This window comes from Spiroplasma endosymbiont of Thecophora atra (assembly GCF_964019735.1).
GTDB lineage: Bacteria > Bacillota_I > Bacilli_A > Mycoplasmatales > VBWQ01 > Spiroplasma_E > Spiroplasma_E ixodetis_A.
This window is the reverse complement of the sequence record NZ_OZ026464.1, coordinates 367,630-387,889: the sequence shown is the minus strand read 5'-3', so window position 1 is coordinate 387,889 and position 20,260 is coordinate 367,630. Positions and strand designations below refer to the sequence as shown.

Sequence of the window (20,260 nt, the reverse complement as noted above, 5' to 3'; positions counted from 1 at the left end):
ATGTTTTTTAAAATTATAAAAATTATTTTAGGTTTAATTGGAGTAATTCTATCATCTGCAACTGCTGGCTTAATTATATTTATTATTGTCAAAATTATATTAAAAATTAATCAAATATTTTAAAGAAAGGTGGTAAATATTATGTTAGGTAGATTTTTTAGAAGAGATAAAACAAATACTAGTGATAATCAAAATGAAAAAGTAAAATTTTTAACTAATAAACACAAAAGTACGCATGCTTCAATTTTAAATTATTTTGGTTTTAATGATTTTAATCATGAGACATATTTTACTGATTTTGTGGCAGAAAATAATGCTAATTTATATAATGCTCCATTAGAAATAAATAATGAAACTATTAAACAATACTTAATTCAACAAGAATTTTACAGAAAAAATTGAAATTCTATTTTTAAATTAAGTAAATTAGGAATTAGTGGTTATTTAATTTATATTGCTAATGATGACTTATATTTTCAAGTAGTAGATATTCAACAAAGAGTTTATGATATTACTGGTAAATTAATTCAATGTACTATTTTTTATGATAGTTATCAACAAAATGCGCAAACTGTAAGATTATTTGAAGTTTATACGTTAAACAATGAACAAGTAACAATTAATCGTGCAATTTATAGTATTAATGATAATAAAAAACAATTTCCATTAGATTTTAAATCATTCATTAATAACCCTAATTTAGCACAAGAACAAACACTAAATATTAAGTATATACCAATAGCAATTATGCGAAATAAAGCAAATGAATTAGCAGATTGTGATAAAGTAATGGATAAAATTAAAGCATTAGATGTTATTTATGAACAAATTGTTTTAGATACTATTTTAAACTCACCAAAGTTTATTTTTAGTCAAACTTATGGTAATGTTCAATCAAGATTAGAAGAAGCAGTAAGAACATTAGTTACTAAAAACTACATATTTAAAAGTGGTGGAGATAATAATGAACAAAACGAAAATATCAATATGACAAATAGTAATTTTAAAGGTAAAAATTTAACTGATATATATGATTGAAATGTTAATGAAATATTTAAACGTTGTGGTATTCATATACCAAGTCAAAAGAAATCAGCACAACAATCAGTTCCCGAAAGTACAGCAGTAAATATTTCAACTATTAATTATATTGAACAAAAATTATGACAATTTAATATTGATATTCTTAAATTTATTCAAATATTAGTACGTTTAGATAAAGACTTATTAAATAGTAAAACATTTAATATTAATGATGAACAAGAAATTAATAATTTAACAGTTAAGTTAAAATTATTTAATCCAGAAAATAACCAATTAATAGGAGAGAACAATGGAAAACAACAACAAACCACAAACGAAGTTTCCACAGAAACAAACTAAACTTAATCAAGCAGAAGTAGAAAATGATTATTTAATTGATAATATTCCTTATGACTTTACTAATATGATGCGCGCTACTAGTGACCCAGATATTAATAGAGCATATGATGAATTTAAACTAAGAACTTTATATATTTATGAAATTGAACGTTTATTTAAAAATAATGAAAATAATAGTTTAAGATTTTCAGCAAATACTATTAAAATAGGTTTTATTGATATTGAAAAAGTATTAAAAACTACTGCTGTTGAAACATCAGACTTTACTATGCAATTAAATCAAAGAGCAAGTACTAATATTAATGATAATACTATTGAATATAGTATGACTGATATTAAAAATTTAATATTTCAAGAAATAAATTTATTAAATCAATTTAAATTGTATGCTGTGTCTATTAATGAACCATTAACTGAAAATAATATTGATAATTTATATATTATTAATAATTATTCACAACCTTATCAAAACCCAAAAACAAGAAGTACTAAAAGTATTACTATTATTAAAATTAAAGATTTTAAAACAAGAGATGGTTATCCAATCATTATTAAATTACAAAAACCATTAGATAAAGATACAAAAGTTATTGGTTTAAAAATTAAAGCCCCTAGAAGCATGATTTTTGGCAATATAAAGGTACTTGGTGAAGTTGATAATATGGAAGTATACCCAAAGTTATTTGTTAAAGATAAGATAGCATTTCCGCTATTATCAATGCCTATTGAAACTCAACCAAAAGTTAGAATATTACAACAATGATTTAGTGAACAAATCTTACCTTGAAATTTAGCAAAACAATTTATTGGACAAGAAAAATCAGTTTTAGATTTAATTAAAATTAGTAGTGGTTCTGTAACAAGAAGAGAAGTTATTAAAAATGCAAGAGTAACTCATGCTTGATTAGGATATGAGTTTAGTAATGTTTTAGGTGGTAAATGACCATTAAAAAGTCAAAAAGAATTAAAGGATAAAGAAGTTTGAGATTTTGTGGGTGAAAGTCAATTTTATCAATATGTTGCAACTAATAATAGATTTGATGACATTGAAATTGAAATTAAAGATGCACCAACTAATGATAGTTTACAACAATTATTATTAGATATGCTAAGTTACACATATAACTACAATAGAAATTTTGATGGTGCTACCTATAAAGATAATGGTAAACCGGATAATAAAATTGCAAAGTTAAAAGAAAAATTTGAAGGACAAAAACCTGATGATGTTATTACTAATTTATTTAAACAATGAAAATTAGATTATCCAGATTATATTAATTTAGAACAAGTTAACATTTTTAAACAAATATTTATTATGTTATCAAATAATATTTATTCTAGTATGTCTATTAATAAAGGTTTAAATGATGATAATAAAATTTTGTTACCATACTATTTTGAATTAAAATCAAGTCCAATACATCCTAGTGAAAATGATACTTGACAATTTAAAGACGTAAAAGTTATATTAAAATCTGCATATTTTGATTTTATAGATATAAATAATATTAAATTAAAAAATAATGATATTAGTCAAAATGAATTATTTAAACTTGATGATAATCAATTTAATTGATTATCTATTACAAACGAATTAGAAAGTAATAATATACCTTCATTAATTCCTGCTGACTGAACATTAGGTAATGGTGAATATGGAAAATACTTTACAAGAGCAATTATTGATAAAAGTAAAATTAAAAATGCTTTAAATTTATACGGTTCAAATAAATCTCAATTATTTTCTAAATTAGAATTTTATAAAGAAATTGCACAAATTGATAATACTAGTGAATTTGAATTACAAATAGAAAATCCGATTAATAATTTAAATCGGATTGAAATTAGCGGTATATTTGGTGCTGGTAATTATGATTTTATTTTAATTACTGATAAACAAGAAATAAACTTACAAAATATTAATTTATTTGATAAATATAATGAAAATATTTCTTATATAAATTTAGAAATTTAATTATCAAAATATCCTTCAGGATAAACACCATCCCATTTTATGTCATCACTATTTTCTGGTCTAATGTCAAAATGTAATTCTATTTTATGTTTATCATTTGTTTTATGTGACCATATAGTTGTTCCAGCCCCCCCAGTAAACATTATACTGATGTCCTAAATAATATTGTAAATCATTAGTTTTATGATGTGATATTGAACCAATTATTAAACCAGTTACTCCACTTACTGCACCAGTTAGTGCTAATGCTAATGTTATTTTACTTAAATTTGTTTTTATTCATGTTTTCATATTAAATTACTCCTTTTTTCCTTGATTTTATTTATAAATTGTACTATTTTTGATTATTTTTACAAGTATGCTTTTAAATGCAAAATAACGCCTAAATTAAAGTCGTTTATTTTGTGATACCTATACTATTAACTATATTTAAATTGTTTATTATATGGCAAATGTGAAGATGCTTTTTTTCACAGTAGCATTATTTTTACCCCTAATTACATTTTTATATGGATACAGTGCATAAAATAAAGCATCATATGGGTCTTGGTACATATTTTTGTCTGGAATGTTAGTTTTGGTTTGGTCATAACGTAATTCTTCTAAACATTGAGTAGTCTTTGGTAAATCATTTTTATTTGCATAAAAGTTTCCATAACTCATAATGTTTCTCATTCAAACTACTCTATTAGTTAATCCTGCTTCTTGATTTAAATTTGAAGCATGTTTAATAGCAGTTTGTGTGATTAAAATAGTATTATGTTCATCTATTAATTTTTGATTTAATCAATCAATGGCAGTTCGTGCTTTATCATCATAAAAATAAATTGCTTGTTCAAAATTTTCAAAATTATCAATTAATCCTAAAATTTCATTAACATAAGCATTAATTTTTTCATTTTCATTTATAAAATGATTTGGAGTAACTACTAATTCACAAATAATATAAGCATCATAATAACCAGTATTATTATATTCTTTAAAACCCACTACTATAAATACAGTATGGTCTTTATGACCAGTTGCTCAATCCACACCAACTGAATAAAAATCAAATTTATACATATCTTTTTTTGAATTATAAAATTCTTTTAAATCATATGGTTGTCAGCACTTTACAGTTTTTTGAAATGGGAAAATTGTTGCATCACTATCTAAAAATTCAAAACCATAAAAAACAGTATTAAATTCATCAGGATTACTTTTTTTCATTTCTAATAATGTTCTTTTTTGAATATCTGGTAATTTATTTCAAAATGGTTGAATAGTAAATCTTAAAACAAATAAACCTAAACCACTAAACATATCTTGATTTTCATAATAAATTTTGCCATTTTTTTTAAGATTTTCCATCACTTTATCATTTAATGGTAAAAATGGCGTACAGTATTTTAAATAAAATGGATGATATTTATCATAAGGATTACATGTAAAAGTAATAAAGAAACTTTTATAAAAAAAGCGAGTAATCTTTTTTCCAAAATTAGGACTATATATATTTTTATCAATAAACGTTCAACTTCATTCTTTAATAGGTTCTTTTGATACTTTAATACGATTACTTCTAAACATAGAGTTTTGTAAACGTTCATATCGATATGTTAATTGCTTTTCAGTTAATGTTTCTTTTTCTTCTGCCATAATAATTTCATCTGTTCTTGAACCTAAAAAACTTGAACCACCTGCTTCTTTTCCAAAAATCTTATTACCATTAGTATAACCAATAAAGTCAATTTGTTGATTATTAGGAAAAATAATACAACCACCATCCTTAGTTATTTTTCATTTAATACCATGTGGATTATTAGGTAATAAATTAATATTATATTCATCTAATAAAACTTGACAAACATTCATTAAAGCGCCAATTGTAGTTTCACTATGAGTATTTTCATAGCGTCTTACTTCTTGAACACTACTATCACTAAAATTACAACATATAAATAAATCAAATGCTAAGCAGTTTCATGTTTTTCTTGTTCCACGTGCTGTTGGTATAAAACGATAAAAACAATTAGTAGTAAAATATTCTGCTCATTCATCACCAACAAATGCTTTAAAAATATCTCAACTAAAACCATAATTATTATCACTAAAATTAAGATTATATTTTTTATTCAGTTGTGCATAACTACTAATAAAAGCCATATTTTACTCCCTAATTTTTATAAACAATACAATTAAATTATTAACAAACAAAATTTTGAAAGGAACATTAAAAATGTTAAAACTACCATTCGTAAATCATTTTGATTGAGACAAACACTATTTTAATCAAGATGAATTAAATTTACAACAAACAGAAGAATTATTTAAAGAAATAGATGATTATTTATGAAGTACATGTAATAAATCTGAATATAAATCATATAGATTTAGAAAAAGAAAATTAAAAACAAAAAAAGGTTTATTAAATTATAAACGACGTATTTGTATACATTATAACCCAAAAACACAAAAAAAGGAATTTGTTTCATTGCTAGATAACTATCTTGGTGTTAAAAAGTATAGTAAATTAGCACCAGATGTTATTAAACAAATTTTAAAATATTTTGCTGATGATAAAAAGTATCGTGATGTTTGTGATACTTTTATTGAAGATTTAATAAGTAATAGTACAGTTTGCAGAACATATCAAAAATTTGAATTACCAAAAGTTAATATTCCTAAAATAGTATTACAACCAAATCAAACTTTATATATAAATATTGATGATGGTCATAGAAAATTTAAGTTTAATGAAAAACACAATACTAAAAATTGTAAAAAATGTTCTATGAGATTAATAGTATTTTGTACTGGTAAAAAGAAAAATGGAAAATTAATTAATAAAAGAGCGGCATGTAAAATAAGAGTATCAAAAACAGAAATTGGTGCTGAAAAAACTGCAAAATTAATTGAAAAATATGGTAATTTATTTTTTGAAAATTTTGAACAAGCAAATTTAGTAGTTTGTGGAGATAGCGCAAAATGAATTAGAAAAACTGCTACAATTTTAAATGCTAAATTTATTTTAGATAAATTCCATGCTTTTCATGTTTTATTTCTTGGTATAATGGCTGGAAGAAGAAAAAATAAAATTGCTAAATTACACTATCAAAATGCAATAAATTTATTTGAAAAAGGTCAATATTATGAATTAATTGATTTTTTACAATCATTAACTTTGCAATATAAAAAATTAAAAGTTGGTTATTTTATTAATGCAAAAGATGGTGTATTAAACCAAGCACTAGTTGAAAATATTGGTTGCTTTACTGAAACAAATATTAAACAAATTTTAAAGCATATGATTGGTGATAGAACCTATAACATTGATATGTATACAAAAATGGTTAATTTTAAATGCTATCAAATAAATACAGTAATACAATTATTATAATTAAAAATTCCTAAATTAGGGATTTGCCTAAGAGACCACGTACTTTACATACGCTTAGTAATCATAACGGTATACGGTTTATCTTAAAGGACTTTATTACATTATAACATATTAAAAACTTATTAAAATTAATTTTAATAAGAATTTTTGAGTTATAAAATTAAGTATTATTATTGACTAATATTTTTCAAGTGTTAAGATTAACATACAATTGCATATTGAAGTCAAAATTATTCTCGTCTAACTTTATAATTTTAAGACAAATTTGAATATTATTGACAACATCGGTACGCTCCCAAAAAATTTAATAATATTCCAAAATCTACAGATTTTGAATATCATCCAAATTTTAAAAAAGAAATTGAAAAAATTAGTGACTTTAATTGTTTAAAGAAGCCTATTGATAATAGTATAATAAAAGAATTAACATCTTCGGCAAACAAAGTGATTGATAATTTAAATAAATTAAAAAAAACAAATTTAGATACTTTAGAATGAAAAGAAAGAATAAATTATTCATTATTTGATTTATTTTTAGAATCAGTAACATGACTAATGGCACATTCTATAATGACAGGTGCAATAGCAAATGCTATACAAGAAAACTTTAAAATAAGTGATTGAATTAAATATTTTACTAAACCAAATATTATATTAGCAAATACAATCACTTATTTTTCTATACGACCAGTTAATTATATATTTAAATGAGGATTAGAAACATTAAAAATTAAAACTAATATTTGTCCTCAAATAATTTCAAACTGAATTACAAAACAATCAAATTGTGGAAAATTTTCAATGGCAATTTTGTTATTTTTTTTCAATGCTGTTTTTACTAATATTACTAAAACAACAACACTACTTACTAAATATGAAGTTACAAAATCTCATGATCTACTTGAATTAAAATTAAAAAAATGAGAAACATGATTATTTTTTTTCTTAGCAACAGGTTCTCAAATGATTTCTCTTTCTATTTCAAATTTTTATAAAATCTTTAGTTTTGAAACTTTAATAAAAAAAATTAGATATTTTCATAAAACAAACATAAGTTTACTAGAAGAAAAATTAATAGAATTAGAAAATAATAGTAATATTCCAATTTTTAATAAATCAGAAGTAATAAAAATGCAAGATAGTATAAATGAAGTAAATAAGGCTTATAAAGTAATATATTCAAATATAAAAAAATTCAAGACAAAAGATAATAAATAGCACTGATTATGATTCAGATCAATTTCCATTATCAAACAAAAAAATGACTTTATTTGTTTAATTCATAATATAACTTAAAAATATATTTTTTTTTAAAAAATATTTATACTAATTTATGGATATTTTTAAAAAAAAGAAAAAAATAATCCAAAATTTAACATTAGAAAAGAGGATCTTTTTATTATGGATAAAGATAAGGAAATTGAAAAGTTAAGAAAACAAGATTCAGAAAATAAAAAACAATTTGAAGAAGAAAGATTAAAAAAAGAATTGAAGAAGCTGAAAAAGAAAGAAAAAGAATTGCAGAAGAAAAAAACAATATAAAAAAGATAAAAATTTATAGACATAATACATTTTTATTATACTTACAATATAAAAAATATTTTTTTATAAAATTAATATATTAGCTAAATTGTAAAGGTAAGTGCAACTAAATTATTTTTCTATCCAAATATTCGATTGGTGAAAGATAATTTAGTATTTTTCTTGGTCTTTGGTTTAAAGACAATATAAATTTATGAACTTCATTTTTATTAGTTTTTGAAAAAATAAATTTTTTAGGAAATTTTTCTCTAATTAAACCATTAGTATTTTCATTAGTACCTCTTTGTCAAGGTGAATATGGATTGGCAAAATAAATTTTTATATCTAAATTTTTTTCAAGTTGTTGTCAATTTGAAAATTCTTTGCCACGATCAAAAGTAATAGTTTTAACAATGTTTTTAGGAAGAATTGATAAATAATAACTAACATTTTTATTAATAACTTTAGTAGTTCTGTTTTTAACTAATATTGCTAAAGTAAATCGTGATACTCTTTCAACTAAAGTTATTAAACATGATTTGCTTTTACCTCGTGATGATACTATAGTATCTCCTTCTCAATGACCAAGTGTTATACGATCATTAACATTTATATCTCGTTCTTTAATTGATTTACCATTAAACTTGCCACGATTTTCTTTAGATTTTCGTTTTTTACCTTTTCTTCTTAAATTTTTACTAGTAACTTTATCAAGCATTCCAAAATAAATTCAAGTATAAATTGTTTTAAAACTAATAACTCACTCTTTATGAAAATTTTTAATTCTGCCATAAATTTGTTCAGGTGATCAACCTAATAGTAATTTTTGTTGTACATATTTTACTAAATTCTTATTTTTAAACTTATGAAAACTAATATGTGATTGTTTTCGATTTTCAGCTTTATTTTGTGCAATTAATGAAAAATAATGATTATTATCTTTATTTCTATTAATTTCTCGAATAATAGTACTAATACTTCGATTAAGATTTTTAGCTATTTCACTAATTTTAAATTTAAATTTCAATTGATTCTCAATATAAATCCTTTCATCTATGCCAAGATGTTTATAACTCATATAAAAACTCCTTACTTTTTTCTAAACTAAATTTAGCATTATGAAATTTTTATATGAGAATTTTTTGCAATTTTATTTACTTGCACTTACAAGTATAACTCAGCATTATTAAAATTAAAAAAAATATTAAGTATAATAAATTTATGAAATATTTAGGCATTGATTTAGGTAGTAAAACATTAGGACTTGCTCGTGGTGAAGGAAAAATTGCTTTTTCTTGAAAAACTATTCGTTTCCCAGAGCATGATTTTAATAATGCTATTATCCAACTCCAAAATGTTATTAAAGAATATGATGCTGATATTCTTGTTTTTGGTTATCCTTTAAACATGGATAGCACAGTCGGCCCCAGCGCAAAAATTGTTTTAAATTTTATTGATAAATTTAAATTAACACAAAATAATGATAAACTAAATATTGTTTTACAAGATGAAAGAAGAACTACCTATTCTTCGCAGCAAATATTAATTAAATCTAATGTTTCTTCAAATAAAAGAAAACAAGTTAAAGATCAATTGGCTGCTGCTATTATTTTACAATCATACTTTGATAAAATAACTCAATCTTAAATTTTAGGAGATAAATGTGAAATATAAAAAAATTAATTTAATCGCTATCGCTGGCGGCAGTGCTTCAGGAAAAACAACAGTAGCAGAAAAAATTGCTGAAGCTTGTAATAAAAAAAATGTCATTTTTGTACAAATGGATAATTATTATCATGACCTTAGTAATTTAAAAGTTGAAGAAAGAAAAAAAACTAATTTTGATCACCCTAATGCTATTGATATGAAATTATTAATTCATGATTTAGAACAATTATTACTCGGCAATGCTATTGAAGAGCCTATTTATGATTTTAAAATCAATAGTCGCAGTAAAAACACTGAGATTATTGGTCCGGGTGATGTTATCATTCTGGATGGTATTTTTGCTTTAGAAAATCCTATTATTCGTGAATTATCTACTATCAAAATTTTTGTTGATACTGATAGTGATACTAGACTACTAAGAAGAATTAAACGAGATGTTAGTTTTAGAAATCGTACTCTTGACAGTGTTTTACAACAATATGCATTAACTGTTAAACCTATGCATGATGCTTTTGTTGAGCCAACTAAACGTTATGCTGATATTATTATTCCTTTTGATTTTCATAATACTGTAGCTATTGATATTATTGCTACTAAAATTAAAGCAATTATTAAATAATTGCTTTAAGCTTTAATTTTTAGAATAACAAAGAAGATTATCAACTTAAATAATCAATTTTGTCTTCATTTAGAAGAGATAAAATATTAAATTTTTGTATTTGCATTACTTGCTCATAAACACTATTTTTTATTTCATATTTTTTTCTATACTATCAATATTTAAAACTTCAATTACTGTATTTCCATTTTCATGTGTTACTAAACCAAGTTCATTATTTAATTTAAATAATGTTTGAACATTAATTGATAAATCTAATACATAATTTACTTTATTACTATCTAAATCACTATAATATAATTTTGCTTTTTTACTTGCTAAATTTAAACTATAAAAATATATTTTACTATTTATTTCTGTTATTCACATTGTATCGTTAATGTTAAAAAAATCATCTCCAATTATTGGTTTGGCTTCAGATTGACCTTTTTTTATAATTAACACACTATAACTTATAGGTTTATTTATAAATCTATAAATAGCAAGATAAATATTTTCATTTTTATCAATAAATATAGAATTAACTATTAGATTGTTTGGTAAATTTATTTTTTCAGTAATTTCAGTATTAATATTATATTTATAAAAGCCATCAAAAGTTGATACATAAATATTATTTTTCAAATAAATAATATCAGTTACCATACCTGAAACTAATGGCATAGTTTTAGATTGATTTTTATTATTAAGAATTAGTGCTCCACCAGCAGAAGTTAAATAAATATTACCTTTAATATCAATTATCATGTGAAAAGAACCTACTTTGAATTCTTTATTTTCTCAATAAATTTCATTATCTCTGGTACTGATATTATATTTTCAAATTTTTTGTCCAGGTGTATGAAGATCAGAACTATCAAAAGTTGTATAATACAAATTACCATTGTCATCCTGTGTTTGTTTTACATTTTTTGTTGATATTATATTTTTATAATTGAAGTTAGTATCTTGATAATTATCATATATTTTTTTCATTATATTATCCCCTTCATTCTTTTTTTAAAATAGTTATTTTTATTATTTCTTCTTTTAAGTACATATCAATAATTCTAGTAACTAAAATGAACAAACGATATCATATGCTTACTAGAACTTACTATAAAAGAAAAATAATTAGTAGTATTTTTTATTATCCATTATATTTTTATATTTCACATTATCTAGGTTAAACCTTGTTTACTTTAAAAATTAAAGTATCGGTCAAAAAATTCTATAAATTTTATAAAAATAATTATATTTATTTATTTTCTATAAGTCAAATTTTAATAAAAATACAAATATAAATAATCAATAATAGTCATCAATATTTCTTCAATCAATTGTTGCAATTTGATATTAATGTAGCAAAAATGATAAAATAACACGTTGGAGTGGTGAAATATGAAAAGAAAACTAAATTATAAAAAAATATTAATTACAACTGGTGTATTAGCTGTCGTTGCTACAAAAAGCACAAAATCAGAACCAAAAAAAGAATTAAGTTCTATCATTACTAAGTTAGAAGTTGACGGTAACAAATTTAATACCGAAAAAACAGTTCTTGATGAAATCATTAAACAAAACAAAGATGTAACTGCTAATGATGTTGAAATTAAAAACTTCAAAGCAGCATCAGAAGGAACTGCTGGTTCAGCAGAACTACATGTTAAAGCCGACAGTAAATATACAGGAAAAGTTAACATTACAATTACTGCAAAAGACAAAATCGCTTTAGACAGTAAAATTACTAACAAAGAAGTTGACGGTAACAAATTTAATACCGAAAAAACAGTTCTTGATAAAATCATTAAACAAAACAAAGATGTAACTGCTAATGATGTTGAAATTAAAAACTTCAAAGCAGCATCAGAAGGAACTGCTGGTTCAGCAGAACTACATGCTAAAGCCGACAGTAAATATACAGGAAAAGTTAACATTACAATTACAAAAATTGATACTGAAGAAGAAAAATTAGAAAAAATTATTAAAAAAATAAAAGTAGCTGCTGATAAAGAAAGATATGGCAAGGAATATGTTGAGGCATATAAGGAATATTTTGCATTTCTTCAAAAATCTATCGAAGCAAAATTTAAAATAGATCCTTGAATTATAGATGTAAAACCTACAGAAACAAATAAAAAAGAAATTTTTACAAAATTGGAAAATTATATTAGACAAATTAGAATATCACATTATAAAATTGGATTAATGGAACAAGGAATTTATTTTCATTTTAAACCAGAACAAATGATAATTACTGATAATCAAGAATTAAAACTTCATAATTTGTGAGTATTTTTACATAATTATGATGAAAACAAACATTTACCAAATTCTTTTTTTAATATAAATACAACTATTAAATACCAAGTAAAATAAATTTAAAATATACTAAAAGTAACCAAATATTTGGTTATTTTTTATTAATATAACAAATCAATAAATATAAAATTGATAATACTAATTAATTAGTATTTGCATTAGTACTTTCTTTTAATAATTGTTGATCTCCTGTTTTTGAACTATTAATTATTGGTTTAATAAATGATTCAAAAACAAGATTAGGATTTGTAAATAATTGATCTTGATTATTTAATTCAAAAATAGATTTTTCTAATATTTCATTTTTTTGATGTGCTGGTAGTTTAATTATATCTTCAATAAAAATATCAATTATAGCATTTTGTGTTTCTTCATTAATTTCTTTATCAGACAACTGATTTTTAAGTTTCAATCTAGCATTAATTAAAAAATCAGCACTTTCCTCTCTTGGAAATAAAATACTTTCTTGAGAACTATTATTACTTGAATTAACTTCAAATGAAGGCGTCACTACTTTTGTAGTTTCTTCCTCATTCCTTTTTGCTGGTGTTTGATTAGTAACATTTGAAAAATATTGATAATGTCGAGCTTGATAGTATAACTTCACCTCATTATTAGCAATTACATTATCTGGTTCAAATCTTTCCCTACTTGCAACATCAAAATCTTCATTAATTCTAATAATATCACAATTTAAAATATTACAAATCGCTTCAATTTCAACAGAACCTGTTATTTCACCATTTTTTCTCATTTGTTCTAAAGTTTTTCTTATTTGTGTATCTTCACTATTATTAGGATACAATTCTTTATTTTTTTTATTGATTTCACTATCTAATAACATTGATCTAAAGTTAGCTTTATTATCTGGCCGTTTTGTATCTAAATTTATTTCAATATAATCACAAATACGATTACGAAAGACTTTAACTAATTTTTCATTTTCTTTATCAGTAAAATTAAAATCAACAAAATTAAAAATTCGTTCTCAACCGATTTCTATACCAAAAAGTGATTTATATCTTTTTTTAAATTGGTTTTTATTAGTTTTAACTTGTTCTAAATATGAAACAATTACTGCTCATAATAAACAATTGCCATCTCTTTGTACATCTTTAATTGCCATGGTAATGTGTGCTCCTTTAAAAGAAAAATAGTTACTTTAAAATAAAATAATAAACTAAAATTTTAAATAAATATATTGGGATTTTAGTGCTCGTTGCTTTGCAATTCATCGCAAAATTGGTAATAAATATTACTACTTATAATATAACAAAAAAACAAAAAAATAATAGCAAATCATTATTAAAATATTATATATAAATATTTTATAATTTAATTTTATTTAATAAAAAATATATTATAATACTTTCCTAACAAATAAAATTAACCTATAAATAAAATATAAGGAGATTTTTAGAAATGAAAATTCAGAAACTTAAAAAAATAAATTTAATAATACTATCACTATTGATTTTAACTATTTTGGTTATATTTACATCTTTAACCTTAATAGATTTTTTTAACATAAAAAATGATATAAAATATATTCCTTCTTTCTATAATTATTGTCGAAAGCAAGAAATAATAACAAAAGAAAATAGTTTTAATTTAATAAAAGAACATGGTTTAATTTATATGTTAACTAATAATAAATTATATTTTTGTAAACATTAGCTCTTCCAAAATATTGTTGAAAACTATAATCTTAAATCATTAGTACAACTAAAAATTGGAATTGTTTTTGCTATAATTTTAAGTCCAATTTTATTATTTATAACTATATTACTAATCTTTTTAAATATTTATTTAAAAATAAAAAAAGTAGATAATAACTTTTGAGATGCTATTGAAAATTGTGAAATTATTAATAATTATTATGTTCATTAATTTTTTATTTATTATTAGAAATTAAAGTAAGAAATTTAAAAACTATTGATTATATTTATTATTTAATATAGTAAGCATAGATAAAATTATATGCTTACTATAAATTTTTAATTACTCTTGATAAAATTAACTGAATATTATCATTATAAATTTCTACCTTTCCTTCCATTAAAATTACTTTATTAACTTGTAAATATTCTTGGTATATTTGATATAACTTTTCAAAAACCGTTACTTCAATAACATTACTATCATTTTGCATTTCAAAGAAAGCCATTAATTTTTTAGTTTTAGTTTTAATTACTCTAATATTATTGATAACTCCATATACTCTAACATGTTGATCAACATAATTATTAATATATGCTAAATCAATAGCTTTATTATGAGGATCTAATTGTTCTTTTCATAGTAATTTAGGATTATATTTTAAATAAAGTCCTAATGCACGATGTTCATTAATACTATTATTATTTCAATCATCTTCTCTTTGTAACATAATTGGTTTAGCAATTAAATTAAAATTTAATGATAATTCGTCACTAGTTTCATCTTTTACCTGCACCATATTGGCATATTCTAATGCAGCATCCAAGTTTAATAATAACATTGTTCGATTTGATTGAATATCATCTAAAGCACCAGCGGCAATTAAATGTTCAATGTTTTTACGATTCAAACCAATAAATATTGCTCGAGCACAAAAATTAAAAAAATCTTGAAAAAATCCATTACTAGTACGTTCTTTAATAAGATTACTACAACTACCTTGACTCATTTGCTTAATTGCTTGTAAACTATAACGAATAGCTTTTTTAGCATCATCAATTAAAAAATCAATGCCAGAAAATTGAATTGATGGTGGTAAAACTTTAATTTGATATTTTTGACATTCATTCAAATATTGTAACATTTTTTGATCATTACCAATAACACTACTTAATAACGATACCATAAATGCCAATGGATAATTTGCTTTTAAATAAACTAAATAATAACTAATTAATGAATAAGCAACAGCATGAGATCGATTAAATCCATAACTAGCAAATTTTTCAATATCTTCTCATATTTTCTTAACAACTCTTGATGAATAACCTCTATTAACAGCACTTTTAATAAATAAGTTTGCTTGTTCTTTCATAACTGTAGTATCTTTTTTACTAATTGCACGACGAATTAAATCAGCTTTTCCTAATGAATAACCAGCAACTTTCTGTAAAATTAATAATATTTGTTCTTGATAAATAATAATGCCATAAGTTGATGCTAAATAAGGTTTTAAATCTTCATGAATATACGTAACTTTTTGTTTTCCTAATTTACGATTAATATAATCTTGAATGTACTCTTGTGGTCCAGGACGAAATAAAGAAGAACTAGCAATAATATCTTCTAAGCTATCAACTTTCATTTTAATTAAAATTTGACGCATTCCTGAAGATTCCAATTGAAAAATACCGGTTGTATCACCATTTTTAATAATGCTAAAACTTTTTTCATCATTTAAAGGAATTTGAGATAATTTTAAATTTAAAAAATAATGTTTACTTACTTGTTGTAAAATATTTTGCAAAATAGTTAAATTACGTAATCCTAAAATATCCATTTTTATCAAACCAAGAGCTTCTAGGGTTTGCATTGGAAATTGCGTTTGATAAATACCTTGAAATCCTAATTGTAATGGAATAGCAGTAACTAATGGTGCACTTGTAATAACGATTCCTGCTGCATGAGTACTAGTTTGTCGTGGAAAACCAAGAATTTCTTTGGTTAAAGTAAACAATAAAGGATACTTATTTGCATATCATGCTAATTTTGGTGATTGTTTAATAGCCATATCTATTTCAAAATTATATTGAATTGGTATTAATTTTGTCATTTCATTAATATCTTCAATATTAACTTGAAAAACTCTTCCCAAATCACGAATTGCCATTTTACTAGCAATTGTTTGAAAAGTAACAATATATGCAACATGTTCTTTGCCATATTTTTGATGAATATATTTAATAACTTCATCTCTTCTTGTATCTTCAAAATCGATATCAATGTCTGGTAATGATATTCGTTCTGGATTTAAAAATCTTTCAAAAATTAAATTATAAGCAATAGGATCAACACCAGTAATTCCTAAAACATATGCCACTAAACTACCAGCAACACTTCCTCTACCTGGTCCAACCATTATATTCTTGCTTTTTGCAAATTTAACATAATCATTAACAATTAAAAAATAATCAGCAAAACCCATTTCATTAATTACTTGTAATTCATATAAAACTCTTTTAACGTATGTTTCAGGAATTTCACGACTTTGAAAATGCGCTTCTAATCCCTGCTTACATAATTCTTGCAAATATAAATTACTAGTAAGATTATTAGGGCAAGTAAATTTTGGTAAACTTAATTCTGCACTATTTGGCTTATTTTTAGGAAATTTTAAATTACATAATCAAATAACCTTTTCAATGTTTTCAATAATTTCATTTGGATAATGTTGCATTAAATCTTGTTTAGTTTTATATAAAAACTCATTACTTTTTGATAAATCTTCTGATTTTAATGTTTTTTGTTCTTTAATAGCTTGTAAAATTTGATAAATACGATGTTGTTTTTCATCTAAATATAAAACCAAATCAATTGGAATAATATTAGATGTAATCGATTTTAATAAAGTAATATTATCCATATCACTAGGTACTAAACCAAAATAAACTAGTTCATGACCTGTTGAATTTAAAATATCATAATTATTTTTAATATATCTAATATTTTTGTTATTAGCATGAATAATAACTAAAACTTCACGTGTTTGATTAAGATATTTTTTTACATCATTAGTAGTAACAATATTATTATTAGTACTAATAATAGTAGAAAGCTCTATTAATCTTTGATAACCAGCATATGAAGTTGCCATAATAGTTAATTCAACTTTATCAGTAGTACTTTCTCAAACGCAATTTAAACCAATTAATGGTTTAATTTCATTCTCTATACATAAATTACAAAATTCATAAGCACCATACATTATATTTTTATCTACTAAAGATAGAACTTTTAAATTATTTTTTTTAGCAAATTCAATATAATCACTTATTTTAATAGTTGATGAAAGAAATGAATAATTAGAACGAACATTTAAATTAACTATATATTTCATACTATCCCCTACAATTCTTGAATGACTTATATTACAAGTTAATTTTAACATCATTTTATCTTGCTAGGTTATTCTTAAGTTATTGTTTTCAATACAAAACTATTTAAAACACTTAAAATAAACTTTTTTAGAAATAAAATTTATATTAAAAAAGAAAAAATAAACATTATTTTTTTCAATAATTAATAATAAATAACTTGGAAAAATTATAATATATTTTTTGCATATTAAAACCAATAATATGATAAAATCTGCATAAACTTAATATAAGTTTTCAACTTATTACTTCATTTTAAAGTAAGTGAGTTTGTTATTTTTAATCAAATAAGGAGAAAAAAATGGACATTCAAAATATTAATTTAATAAAAGCTGCTAAAAATGGTGATCTACAAGTAATTAAAAAAAAATTAAAAAGGGTGGCAATGTTAATTATATATGCGATGATATAACCGCTTTAATATGAGCAGCGCAAAATGGTCATTTAGATGTAGTTAATATCTTAATAGATAATGATGTTAATATTTATCATGTAGTTAAAAATAGACCTGATCCTTGAATATTAAATAATATTAATGGACAAATAATTATAGCCAAATATTTAAAAACAAATGGTTATTATAACTATGCTAATCTTTTACTAGATACTATTGAAAATGGTGATACAGCTTTAACAATAGCTGCTAAAAACAAACACCCAAAAATAGTTGAAAGATTAGCCTATGAAATTTATGAACAAGAAATAAAACAACGATATAAATTTGGATTACCTACTATTCTTAATGTTACAACCAATAAAAATAATTTTGAAGTTAAATCTCTTCAAGAATTAGCAAATGAAGTACAAAAAATAACAACCAATATTGATTTTAGAGAACCAAATCCATATCAAAAATTACAAATAAATTTAAAACTTGCTCAATTAGAAATTGATAAGAAAAAAATAAATGAAATCAATAAAAGAATTGAAAAAACAAAATTATTAGTAAATGAAATAAATGCAATCGATTTACAAAATCAACCTTCAACAAGTAATCAAAATACTTATTGTAATATTTTATAGTTTACTATTAAAAAATAACAAAAAGAGTGAAACTTCACTCTTTTTTTATATTTAAAGTAAATAAACTGCAATTTATTAAAACTATTAAATTATTAATAATTTTATTTATATTTTTTCAATATCTTTAAAACTATTTATTAAAATTTGTTCTCAATCAATTATTTGCTTTAAATCATTTTCTAAAAGTTCACATTCTTTAATCTTTGGTTGTGTAACAGGGTTTTTGGGAACAAATAATGAACAACAATCAGCGAATGGTAAAATTGATGTTTCATAAGTACCAATTTTTTTAGCAAGATTAATAATATCAACTTTATCTTCGGCAATTAAACTACGCAAAATTGGTAAATTGCTAACAATATTAATAACATTAATACTTGCTAATGTTTGTGAAGCAACCTGACCAATTGCTTCACCAGTTGCTAATGCTTGAATTTTATATTTTTCTGCAAATAAACTAGCAATTCTAATAAACATTCTACGCATTAAAGTAATACGATAACTTTCTTTCTTAATATGACTTAATTCATTTTGCAAGTTAGTAAAATTGCAAATATATAAATTTTTACTACCAGCATTATAAGGTGCTAAAATTTGAACTAAAGTTTCTACTTTTTTTAATGCTGTTGGTAAAGTAAAAGGTGGAGTAGCAAAATGTAAATATTGAACTTGTAATCCTCGTTTCATTAATTTATATGCTGCTACAGGGGAATCAATACCACCGCTCAATAATAATAACACTTTCCCTGAACTACCTACTGGAAATCCACCAGCACCAATAATTTTATTTGCAAATAAATAAATATCATCGTTATTAACTTTGATATTTATTTTTAAATCAGGATTAGTAACATTAACTTTTAAATCTGTTTTCTTTAAAATTATAGAAGCTATAATTTTAACTATTTGTTCTGAATTTAATCAAAAACTCTTATCACTACGACTAACAAAAAGTTTAAATGTTTTAAAATTTGTTAGATCTTGACTTAAAATTAATGATATTACTTTTTCTGATAATATTTCCATATTTTTAGCAATTCTAAAAGCAGGTGATAATGAACTAATACCAAATATTATCACCAAAATATTAATAACATCATTCATTACATCAAGAGATAAATTGGTTAGTTCCATCCGATCATGAAAATGAATAATATTTATTTGTTTATAATCACTAAGAGCATACTTAATATTTATTTTTAATTGTTTAATAAAATCAATCCGATTTTTACTTTTAGTTGTTAATTCACCATAACGAATAATAATAATAATAATTGGTACCATTTAATTTT

General features: G+C 22.6%; 19 protein-coding genes and 1 pseudogene. 11 read left to right on the top strand and 9 right to left on the bottom strand.

The features are described from left to right. Genes AACL05_RS02215 through AACL05_RS02205 form a run of 3 tightly spaced genes read left to right on the top strand, consistent with a single transcriptional unit; the run spans position 1 to position 3,361 of the window. Positions 1 to 123 carry a hypothetical protein gene (locus tag AACL05_RS02215; protein WP_255495924.1) on the top strand — a complete coding sequence of 41 codons (123 nt, stop codon included), beginning with the start codon at positions 1 to 3 and terminating at the stop codon, positions 121 to 123. An 18-nt stretch (positions 124 to 141) separates the two neighbouring features. Continuing rightward, the gene (locus AACL05_RS02210; protein ID WP_338985938.1) at positions 142 to 1,383 is read left to right on the top strand and encodes a hypothetical protein; all 1,242 of its coding nucleotides are present in this window, start codon (positions 142 to 144) and stop codon (positions 1,381 to 1,383) included. After that, on the top strand, positions 1,334 to 3,361 hold the full coding sequence (locus tag AACL05_RS02205; RefSeq protein ID WP_338985936.1) for a hypothetical protein: 2,028 nt from the start codon (positions 1,334 to 1,336) through the stop codon (positions 3,359 to 3,361). The genes AACL05_RS02210 and AACL05_RS02205 overlap by 50 nt, the downstream gene beginning before the upstream one ends. Here the strand turns inward: AACL05_RS02205 and AACL05_RS02200 are convergent. From AACL05_RS02200 to AACL05_RS02190, 3 genes are all read right to left on the bottom strand, one after another. Next, on the bottom strand, positions 3,358 to 3,504 hold the full coding sequence (locus AACL05_RS02200) for a hypothetical protein (protein WP_338961086.1): 147 nt from the start codon (positions 3,502 to 3,504) through the stop codon (positions 3,358 to 3,360). The genes AACL05_RS02205 and AACL05_RS02200 overlap by 4 nt on opposite strands. Further along, on the bottom strand, positions 3,464 to 3,652 hold the full coding sequence (locus AACL05_RS02195) for a hypothetical protein (RefSeq protein ID WP_338961085.1): 189 nt from the start codon (positions 3,650 to 3,652) through the stop codon (positions 3,464 to 3,466). Before AACL05_RS02195 ends, AACL05_RS02200 begins: the two co-directional genes overlap by 41 nt. Positions 3,653 to 3,802: 150 nt before the next feature. Then, the gene (locus AACL05_RS02190; protein WP_338986175.1) at positions 3,803 to 5,509 is read right to left on the bottom strand and encodes a hypothetical protein; all 1,707 of its coding nucleotides are present in this window, start codon (positions 5,507 to 5,509) and stop codon (positions 3,803 to 3,805) included. A 73-nt stretch (positions 5,510 to 5,582) separates the two neighbouring features. Here AACL05_RS02190 and AACL05_RS02185 point away from each other — a divergent pair, with 73 nt between their 5' ends. From AACL05_RS02185 to AACL05_RS02175, 3 genes are all read left to right on the top strand, one after another. Beyond that, positions 5,583 to 6,743 carry an Mbov_0401 family ICE element transposase-like protein gene (locus AACL05_RS02185; RefSeq protein WP_338961082.1) on the top strand — a complete coding sequence of 387 codons (1,161 nt, stop codon included), beginning with the start codon at positions 5,583 to 5,585 and terminating at the stop codon, positions 6,741 to 6,743. Positions 6,744 to 7,187: 444 nt separating this feature from the next. Beyond that, the gene (locus tag AACL05_RS02180; RefSeq protein ID WP_338986174.1) at positions 7,188 to 7,961 is read left to right on the top strand and encodes a hypothetical protein; all 774 of its coding nucleotides are present in this window, start codon (positions 7,188 to 7,190) and stop codon (positions 7,959 to 7,961) included. Between the two features lie 183 nt (positions 7,962 to 8,144). Beyond that, the gene (locus AACL05_RS02175) at positions 8,145 to 8,285 is read left to right on the top strand and encodes a hypothetical protein (protein WP_338962192.1); all 141 of its coding nucleotides are present in this window, start codon (positions 8,145 to 8,147) and stop codon (positions 8,283 to 8,285) included. A gap of 106 nt (positions 8,286 to 8,391) precedes the next feature. On the opposite strand, the gene AACL05_RS02170 is transcribed toward AACL05_RS02175, so the two are convergent. Then, complete coding sequence (locus AACL05_RS02170; protein ID WP_338960236.1) at positions 8,392 to 9,342, bottom strand: IS30 family transposase; 951 nt, start codon at positions 9,340 to 9,342, stop codon at positions 8,392 to 8,394. Between the two features lie 143 nt (positions 9,343 to 9,485). On the opposite strand from AACL05_RS02170, the gene ruvX reads away from it, so the two are divergent. Both ruvX and udk read left to right on the top strand, forming a co-directional pair. Next, on the top strand, positions 9,486 to 9,911 hold the full coding sequence (gene ruvX, locus AACL05_RS02165; protein WP_281749598.1) for a Holliday junction resolvase RuvX: 426 nt from the start codon (positions 9,486 to 9,488) through the stop codon (positions 9,909 to 9,911). A 16-nt stretch (positions 9,912 to 9,927) separates the two neighbouring features. After that, positions 9,928 to 10,551 (top strand): uridine kinase, encoded by a 624-nt coding sequence (udk, locus tag AACL05_RS02160; RefSeq protein WP_174481256.1) that lies wholly within the window; start codon positions 9,928 to 9,930, stop codon positions 10,549 to 10,551. Positions 10,552 to 10,680: 129 nt separating this feature from the next. Here udk and AACL05_RS02155 read toward each other — a convergent pair whose 3' ends face one another. Beyond that, the gene (locus tag AACL05_RS02155) at positions 10,681 to 11,526 is read right to left on the bottom strand and encodes a hypothetical protein (RefSeq protein ID WP_338986173.1); all 846 of its coding nucleotides are present in this window, start codon (positions 11,524 to 11,526) and stop codon (positions 10,681 to 10,683) included. A gap of 405 nt (positions 11,527 to 11,931) precedes the next feature. Between AACL05_RS02155 and AACL05_RS02150 the strand changes: the two genes are divergently transcribed. Continuing rightward, positions 11,932 to 12,909 (top strand): hypothetical protein, encoded by a 978-nt coding sequence (locus tag AACL05_RS02150; protein ID WP_338986171.1) that lies wholly within the window; start codon positions 11,932 to 11,934, stop codon positions 12,907 to 12,909. A gap of 85 nt (positions 12,910 to 12,994) precedes the next feature. Here AACL05_RS02150 and AACL05_RS02145 read toward each other — a convergent pair whose 3' ends face one another. Continuing rightward, the gene (locus tag AACL05_RS02145; RefSeq protein WP_338962181.1) at positions 12,995 to 13,978 is read right to left on the bottom strand and encodes an OTU domain-containing protein; all 984 of its coding nucleotides are present in this window, start codon (positions 13,976 to 13,978) and stop codon (positions 12,995 to 12,997) included. A gap of 296 nt (positions 13,979 to 14,274) precedes the next feature. Between AACL05_RS02145 and AACL05_RS02140 the strand changes: the two genes are divergently transcribed. Next, positions 14,275 to 14,529 (top strand): hypothetical protein, encoded by a 255-nt coding sequence (locus tag AACL05_RS02140; protein ID WP_338962156.1) that lies wholly within the window; start codon positions 14,275 to 14,277, stop codon positions 14,527 to 14,529. 310 nt (positions 14,530 to 14,839) lie between these two features. Here AACL05_RS02140 and AACL05_RS02135 read toward each other — a convergent pair whose 3' ends face one another. Further along, positions 14,840 to 17,908 (bottom strand): DNA polymerase III subunit alpha, encoded by a 3,069-nt coding sequence (locus AACL05_RS02135; protein WP_338962153.1) that lies wholly within the window; start codon positions 17,906 to 17,908, stop codon positions 14,840 to 14,842. 406 nt (positions 17,909 to 18,314) lie between these two features. Here AACL05_RS02135 and AACL05_RS08735 point away from each other — a divergent pair. Continuing rightward, positions 18,315 to 18,620: pseudogene (locus tag AACL05_RS08735) on the top strand (ankyrin repeat domain-containing protein); the annotation flags it as partial. A gap of 14 nt (positions 18,621 to 18,634) precedes the next feature. Here the strand turns inward: AACL05_RS08735 and AACL05_RS02130 are convergent. Then, positions 18,635 to 18,862: a hypothetical protein gene (locus AACL05_RS02130; RefSeq protein WP_338978711.1), complete on the bottom strand. Its 228-nt coding sequence runs from the start codon at positions 18,860 to 18,862 to the stop codon at positions 18,635 to 18,637. A gap of 211 nt (positions 18,863 to 19,073) precedes the next feature. Continuing rightward, the gene (gene thiI, locus AACL05_RS02125) at positions 19,074 to 20,252 is read right to left on the bottom strand and encodes a tRNA uracil 4-sulfurtransferase ThiI (protein WP_338986169.1); all 1,179 of its coding nucleotides are present in this window, start codon (positions 20,250 to 20,252) and stop codon (positions 19,074 to 19,076) included. Between the last annotated feature and the right edge of the window lie 8 nt (positions 20,253 to 20,260).